The sequence below is a fragment of the Flavobacterium sp. genome (genome assembly GCF_044376915.1).
Taxonomy (GTDB): Bacteria; Bacteroidota; Bacteroidia; order Flavobacteriales; family Flavobacteriaceae; genus Flavobacterium.
In genome coordinates this window covers 19,342-27,451 of sequence record NZ_JBILKB010000022.1, presented here as the reverse complement: position 1 = coordinate 27,451, position 8,110 = coordinate 19,342, and the positions used below count along the sequence as shown (strand labels likewise).

The window sequence follows — 8,110 nt, the reverse complement described above, 5'->3', positions numbered from 1 at the left end:
TTGTAGATCCTATACAAACATTTAATGTTCCTGTAATCGTTGGTAATGCATTTACTGTAAAAGTAACCGTGCGTTGACAACCGTTTGAATTGGTATAAGTAATGTTAGTAGTACCAACGCTTACTCCGGTTACCAATCCTGTATCATCAACAGTACCAACACTAGGATTCGAAGAAGTCCAAGGGCTTGTCGTAGCTGCAGTGGCGCTTCCTGTAAGCTGTCTTGTAGATCCTATACAAACATTTAATGTTCCTGTAATCGTTGGCAATGCATTTACTGTTATAATGGCTGTAGTTTGACAACCATTTGAATTAGTATAAGTTATAGTAGTAGTACCAGCACTTACTCCTGTTACCAATCCTGTTGAACTTACTGTAGCAACGCCCGGAGTCGAAGAAGTCCAAGGATTTGTCGTAGCTGCAGTGGCGCTTCCTGTTAATTGAGTAGTACCTTGAGCACAAATAACCAAGTTACCTGTAATCGTTGGTAATGCATTAACTGTAAAAGTCCTTGTTGCCGTAGTTGAACCACATTCATTTGTAACAACTAATGAAACAGTATAAGTACCAGGTGTAGAATATACAATCCCTGAAGGATTTATTGCAGTGTCAGCTCCAGCAGGAATTGTGGTTGCACCAGTAAAAGTCCATAAATAAGTTGTAGGACTACCTGTAGGAGAACAAATGTTAACAGAAGCTGTTGGGTTTATTGTGGCTGTACCACAAAAGTTCTGAATTGAATTTATTGTAACCGTTGGAGGTTGTTTGACTGTAACTGTTTGAACTGCAGAAGTCAAAGAACCACAATCATTAGTGGTTACAAGTGTAATATTGTAAGTCCCTGAATTATTAAATTGAAAGACAGGATTTGCTGAAGTATTATTTGTACCATTTAAAAAAGTAAACGATGAAGAAGTACCACAATAATTACTTAAATAAGAAACATTCCACAAATAAGTTGTGTTAGAACAAGAAACAGAAGTATCGGAATTATTTGTAGCTGAAACTATCAAAGGTTTACAACCTTGATTAATATCTAATGAAAAAGCTGGTGTAACTCTTGATTGTACACATATATCTTTGGATATAGAGTCTTGTCCACAACTATTTGCAATTGTCAATGTAATTCTGTATGTACCCGTTTGATTAAACGTTATGGTTGGAGACATGGAGCCACTAGTCCACAAATCAAAATATTCAGCAGGTTGTCCATTATTAGAACCCAAATTTCCTGTAACTGTTGAGCCGCCAATAAAAGGTGCAGTTAATCTTGTTATTGTCCAATAAAATTGAGCTGTATTTGTACATGTAGCTCCATTATTGGATGGTATAGTTTGACCAAACAATGATGTATTTAAAATTTGCAAAGGAACTCCTGTACATATTTTTGTTGGAAAAGGTGATGGGGTGAAGTTAGCCTCAGGTTTTCTTCCAATGGTAACTAATCCACTTCCTGAAGGTTGTGGGGTAACTGTACATGGGTTCCTAGTAATAATGCCAGGTTGAAAAGCATTATAGTAAGTATTACCTCCAGTAATTACATTATTTCCACATGAAGAATTTATATATATTTTTGTTATGACATAGGTCGTGACTTGAGTAGTACTATTTATAGTAGGTCCTGACCATGTCATAGTTGAAGTATTATTGGGTATTGTACCACCATGATTCAAAACAAAATCATCTTGATTCGAAATTTCTCCCCAATCACAAGTATAATAAGTCCCAACAATATTATTAGGAAGTGTCAATGTCCAAGTAGTTGTCAAAGGAGCACAACCATTTGCCTCGTTTTGATTTAGAACTAAAGTAGCTGCAGCCGGAGAGCTTCCAACAAAAGCATTATATACTTTTGAAATTGAACACCCATTTACTGTATTTATAGTAATTGTAAATGGTGATAATCCTAATCCATAAACATGAGTGATTTGATTACTCCAATTACTAGAGTCAAATGTTTCAGTTAGTGGACTGCCACTACCCCAGTTAATTGTGTAATTCAATATATTATTGCTATAACTAGGTATACTTAAAGTGAATCCAATGGGTCCAGAAGTAGCTGAAGGACTAGTTACACATCTAACTAAAATATCTTGATCATTAAGCATTGTACTTGATATACTTGGCTCGTCTATCACCAAAACATTTATTATATCTGTAACATTGCACCCAGAGGAAATACTTGCAGTTACTGTATAATTACCCGACATTGAAGATAACGCGTTAGAAATAGAAGTATTTTGAGAACTATTTGTAAAACTTGGTCCACTCCATGTATAAGTTACGTTTTCAGTAGTTCCAGAAGAAACAGCATTTAGATTTATTGTTTGTCCTTTACAAACTATAATATCTGGACCTGCGTTTACTGTAAATCCATTTATAAAAGTTGCAATTACAATGTTTGATGGTAAAGATGAACAAGAAAAATTATTACCAACTTTAACAATTAAAATCCTTCTATAATATGATGTCACATTAACACCAGGAGGTGGGTTATATGATGAAGTATTTACACCAGAAACAGTTGTCCAGCTAATATTATCTATAGAAATTTGCCATTGATATGAAATAGTTGTATTCGATAAATTAGGTAAACCTGAATTTCCATTGTTTGTACTAATTATATTAGATGGATTTCCTGGAGAGCAAATGATTTGATCTCCAGATATTGAACCAGGGTCCATACTTGCGCTATTAATAACATAACCGTCAATAGAAACAGTTTCATTTATTGATCCAGAATTTATTTGAATTATAGAGCTATTAGTGATTGTAGTCGTTGAAGAAGCTATTCGAATTAAAATATTGGTACTCGATACTATTCCTGAGGTATGATTAAGAGTAATTTGAGCTGACCAATTTAATCCATTATCATTAGATATTTCATATCCTATAGGTGCCTGTATATTAATATTTGCTGTTAAATCTGTACCACTAACTGAAAAAGTTTGAGTTTGTGAAGGAGATCCAATACAAGCAGTAAATACTTGTAAACTTTCATTAATAGTTATACTTGGGTTATCTATAAATACATTTGAATAAATATTACGGTTATTCGAATAGTTATTTTCAATTACATTACTAGAAAAACCTTGAAGTGATATTAAGGCTAACAATAATAATTTGATGATTTTTTTCATAATATTTATTCAGCAGTCAGATACACCCAACCTGTTTTGATTTCGTTATTTGATTTTTTTACTATGTAATAATAAACGCCAGATGGTAAAGTATTATTATTAAAATCTTTACCATTCCACTCGTTAATATAATTTGATTTGCTATACATTTCCATACCATAACGGTTGAAAATTTGTAATTCTACGCCATTTAAAAAAGACAAATCAAAAGTGTCATTTTTCCCATCACCATTTGGCGAAATACCTTTTGGTATTTCACAATTTGTATATACTTTAACTTCAATTCGTTCTAAACTTTCACAATCATCAATAATACGACTTGCAAAATAGATTTGATTGTTTTCCAATAAATTTGAACTATCCAATGGCAAACTCGAATTTAACGAGCTATACCAAAATATATCAGCTCCTTGTGGAAGCAATTCCCCTACTGTTCCTCCCTGACAAAAATATTGAATAGCAGCTGTTTGATTAATTTCTGGTGAAATAATAGTTATTTGCACAGGAGATCGCTCACTTTCACATCCTAATGCAGATTGAGTGGCATAATAAGTGAAACCATTCTGTAATGGAGTATTACTTGGTAAAGAAATTGTACTAGTCAAACTTTCATACCAATTTATATTTTGACCTGAAATTGTAATATCTTCTATGGTTGCCCCAAAACAAAAAGATTGATTTGGAATTACAGTTGGAGCTAACGGACAACATCCACTCGGAGCAACTCCGGGCTGGCAAGGACAAAGATCTAATAAATCAGAAATACCATCATTATCAATGTCTGAATTACTGCTTTGATTTGTATCCGCTACAAGAAGCAATCCAAAAGGATTAATTCCTCCCCCTGGGTAATTTAAAACAACTATATCAATAAAATTTACTCCAGAATTCCAAGGACCCGATAATTGAAAATTTATTTGAGAACCGCTAGTGAAACTACCTCCAGAAATATTTTTCGGGACACCGTTTACATATACATTGGTAATCGTATTGTCAACATATCCTGAAAAGTAAAGAATGTAATTATTAATACTTGCTATAGGATTTCCATTACAATCTGAAGGCAAGTTCAAAGGAAGTCTAAAAACTCTATGCCCACTTGTATTATTTCCACAAGTAGCGTCATCAGAAGTTATCCAATTCCCATTGTTTACAGGTGGTGGCAATTGTGATGGATTCACCCATGCTCCTGGAGCACAATTATTGTTAATATATGCGTCAGTATAATTTAAAAGTAATGTATTAGTTGGTTCCACAACAAGCCATTGGGTATTTACCTCCCAAGTGGCGTCATAGGTACCAGGAACTCCTTGGCCAGTTGAGAGCGATGCAAGACTAGGGAAATTTTGCGCAACTACATAAAAAGGAATTATTAAAATAATAAATATAAATTTCAAACTGAATAATAATTTATTAACAAATTTAATACAATAATTTACATAAAGGAAAATAATATTTAAAAAAGACAATTAATGTCATTTTTAGCCGTATTTATTATTAATCATAGATATAATCAGAAAAGAAAAAAATAATTATCGAAAATTGTAACTAAATGTGGTAATCGAAAATAAAAAAATTGAGTTTTCGATTCAAAAATTTGTTTTTCTCGAACCAAAACACTATTTTTATTTTATATATTTAAGTTAAAAAAGTAGTAAGTCCATGGATTGCCCCTTTTTAAATTCGAAATCTAGAAGCACCGAAAAAATTGATAGTTAGTGAAGAGCTAAAAAACTTTTATATCTATAATAGATAATATGGCTTTCGGAATAAAACGAGAGATATCTCAATAGATAGATTTAATGTCTTGTTATTCTTTGTAGTTTATTTACATATATTTGGATTCAAATTAAAAAATAGAAATTATGAAAAAAAAAATTGAATTATTAATTATAGCATTCTTATTTTCAATTGCAATTGCACAATCTCAAAATACGAAAAAAACACAAACTGAATTTGGATGGTATGATTTAGAAAATGGAATTTATGTCAATTCTTGTTCAAAAGGACATTCTATTGTGTGGTGGAAGTCAAGCGGAAATAATGGAATGGGGCAAGCTCAAATGAGCATTACAGAAAATTTAATTAATCAAGAAGGAATACTAAAAACAAAGGAATTTAACAATCTGGCAGATCAAAATTTAGATTTCGATTATGAAGTTAAAGGTAAAATAGTATTTACAGAAAATAAAATAAAATATATAAAAATTAATTCTAAAACTTCATTTATTAGTGATGATGGATGTATATGGCTTTTAAAAAAATAAAATGTAAATTCGATATAAAAAATTGAGTTTTCGATTCAAAAATTGTTTTTCTCGAACCAAAACACTATTTTTATTTTATATATTTAAGTTAAAAAAGTAGTAAGTCTATGACGATTGACAAAACGGGAAGTACTGAAAAAATTGATAGTTGCAAAAGAGTTTAAGAAACTCTCTCTGCACAAAATATAAACCGATTAGTATCCTAATCGGTTTTTTGTATTACTTCGCGAGCCAAATGTAATTTGCTTAATTTTTTATTTTACTATTACTTATTACTCGTGTTAAAGCCAATGCATAATCTGAAGCACGACTAACTAATTTTTCTACATCAATATCTTTAGCTTCCGGATACAAATTTTTGACTTGATTTATAGTTTTTTGTATTTCTTTTAATGCTTTCTGATGATCTTGCACTGCAAAAGCTTCCGACATCACTTTTAAAGATTGATTCAAAACCGCTATGGCATACATTTTCTTATGTTGGGCCTCTAAAATTAGTTCAAAACTTTGAGTGGCTGGCACCCATTTTAAATAAGCCTTTTCTTGTGTATATATTCTTTTCTGTTTTCGATAATCAAAATAATTCATTTTTATCACAACCGGTTCCTTTTCAATTTGTTCTGTTGGATTATTCAAATCAAATTTCACCAAAGCTAGTGTGTTGAGTCCACTATACACATTATTTAGATTCATTGTTACTTTATCATTTACTTTGGTGAATGGATGACCATAAAGCTGTTTGAAAACAATTTGATTGTTATACAATATTTCTACTGTTAGATCTTTTGCACAGGGACTCAGTACACTTGTTAAATCTTTTTCAAATGCTGTAGAAATATCTTTAGAATCAACAATAAAACTAATTAATCCACCACCAGCTGTTGCTAATAGAGACAATAAAGATTGATTATACCCTTCTCCTACTCCAATTGTTGACATTTCAATGCCTTTCTTATTATATTCTTTGGATTTTGCCAACATCACATCAACTGGCGTAATTCCATAACCATCGGTCAATAAAATAACTCGATTTGTACCAGTTGAAATAAAATTCTTTAATACTTGTTCATAGCCGTCTACCATTCCTTTATAGATATCTGTACCACCAGAAGCTTGTAGGTCTTCAATCATATCTCTAAGGTATTGACCATTACCTACTTTTTGCGCCGGAACTAAGACTTTCGAATTATCACTAAATGAGATTAATGAAACAACATCTGTTGGACGCAACTTCTTTACATAGCTTAATAGTGCTTTTTTTAGGGCATCTAAACGATCGTGACCTTCCATTGAACCACTTACATCCACTACAAGCGAAATATTCAAAGGATGACCGTATAAATTACCATCATCATTTTTAACTTTAAACCCCAATTGTAAAATAGCTTCTTTAGATTCTGCATTGATTTGATCGTTGCCCCAAGAAACATCCATTCGAACAGCACTATCATCTTGCGGTTCAGGAAATTGTTTGTAAAGAAAATCTAAAAAATCAATGAGAAATAAATTATCTGGAGTGGGTACAAAACGTTCCGGAAATTGTAATCTAGGCTCAGGAGTATAGGTAAATGATGCTTCAGCACTGGAAATCCCTTGCATATCTTTGTAATTAAGTACATCCACATCTTTTTGGTATCTAAAATGCACCATATACTTTCGTTTAGTGGGCAATAAAAAATAAGCTTCTCCTTTTGCATTAGTTTTAGCTTTGTAGACTTTATTTGACTTTAACATTTGCAAATACACATCCTCATTCAATAAATCTTTACCTTCTCTCTTATCAACTCTTAACTTTAAAAATACCCTTGAAGAAGTACCGTTACTTTCGCTTGTTAATTTTTGCACTATAGTATCATTTACATCATTTTCAACAACATAAGTAGGCTGATAGGTAGTTTCAAGAGCATAAACACCCGATTGTACAACATCTACATATTTGACACTTTCAACATTATCAATATCCACTTCATACTCATTTTTTGTCGGAACAATAAAATTAGCTACACCTTTTGTGTTGGTTTTTCCAAGAAAAGTTTTTCCCAATTTAAAACACGTTAAATTAACTGGAAAATTAGTTAACGGACTACCATTTTCTTTCAGTAGAGTAAGCGATATTAAGGCTTGTGATTTGGTGTAATTTAAATCTTTTAATTTAATTTGATTTTCAGTAATGAAATGAAAAGTGCTTCTATCTACAAAAGGTCTATTGATTCTATTGTAATGCTTAAGATCGTATGTAATTGTTTTTGTTTCTTCAGTAATGCCAGATTCTGGAACTTCAATATAGCCGCAGTTTTTCATTTCGCCCACATTGAGTGCCCATTCGCTTCCATAATTAATTTGGAACGCTACAACACCCTCTTTATTGGTAATACTATTGATTCTTTTTTTGCTGGTAGTTTCAATTAATGTAACAGAAATACCAGCAACGGGCTTTGAATGATTATCAATAACATTTAAGGTAAAATCGAGTCGGGTTTGGGCACTAACAATTGGAGTAAAAAGTAGTAACCCTAACAAAATAAATAGGTTTTTCATCGTTAAGTAAATTTGGTATTATGATAACGAGAAATGTGTATGTAATATTATCTTAAACTAAGATTACAAAAAAACACCTATTTAAAATAGGTGTTTTATATTATTTAAAATTTATAATATATTCAAAAAATCTCAAAATAAATTCTATTTCTAAATTCATTAGCTG

At 31.6% G+C, this 8,110-nt stretch carries 4 protein-coding genes; 1 reads left to right on the top strand and 3 read right to left on the bottom strand.

Annotated features, from left to right (window positions below; all coding sequences use genetic code 11):
• Together ACIQ6Z_RS03935 and ACIQ6Z_RS03930 are read right to left on the bottom strand one after the other, a co-directional pair.
• The coding region (locus ACIQ6Z_RS03935; RefSeq protein ID WP_396209633.1) for a PKD domain-containing protein at positions 1-3,139 on the bottom strand (3,139 nt) is incomplete at its 3' end.
• 5 nt (positions 3,140-3,144) lie between these two features.
• Positions 3,145-4,536 carry a gliding motility-associated C-terminal domain-containing protein gene (locus tag ACIQ6Z_RS03930; RefSeq protein ID WP_396209632.1) on the bottom strand — a complete coding sequence of 464 codons (1,392 nt, stop codon included), beginning with the start codon at positions 4,534-4,536 and terminating at the stop codon, positions 3,145-3,147.
• Between the two features lie 468 nt (positions 4,537-5,004).
• Here ACIQ6Z_RS03930 and ACIQ6Z_RS03925 point away from each other — a divergent pair, with 468 nt between their 5' ends.
• Positions 5,005-5,406: a hypothetical protein gene (locus tag ACIQ6Z_RS03925; RefSeq protein ID WP_396209631.1), complete on the top strand. Its 402-nt coding sequence runs from the start codon at positions 5,005-5,007 to the stop codon at positions 5,404-5,406.
• Between the two features lie 246 nt (positions 5,407-5,652).
• Here the strand turns inward: ACIQ6Z_RS03925 and ACIQ6Z_RS03920 are convergent, their stop codons facing one another.
• Entirely contained in the window at positions 5,653-7,944 is a 2,292-nt protein-coding gene (locus tag ACIQ6Z_RS03920) for a VWA domain-containing protein (RefSeq protein WP_396209630.1), read from the bottom strand.
• Positions 7,945-8,110: the final 166 nt, after the last annotated feature.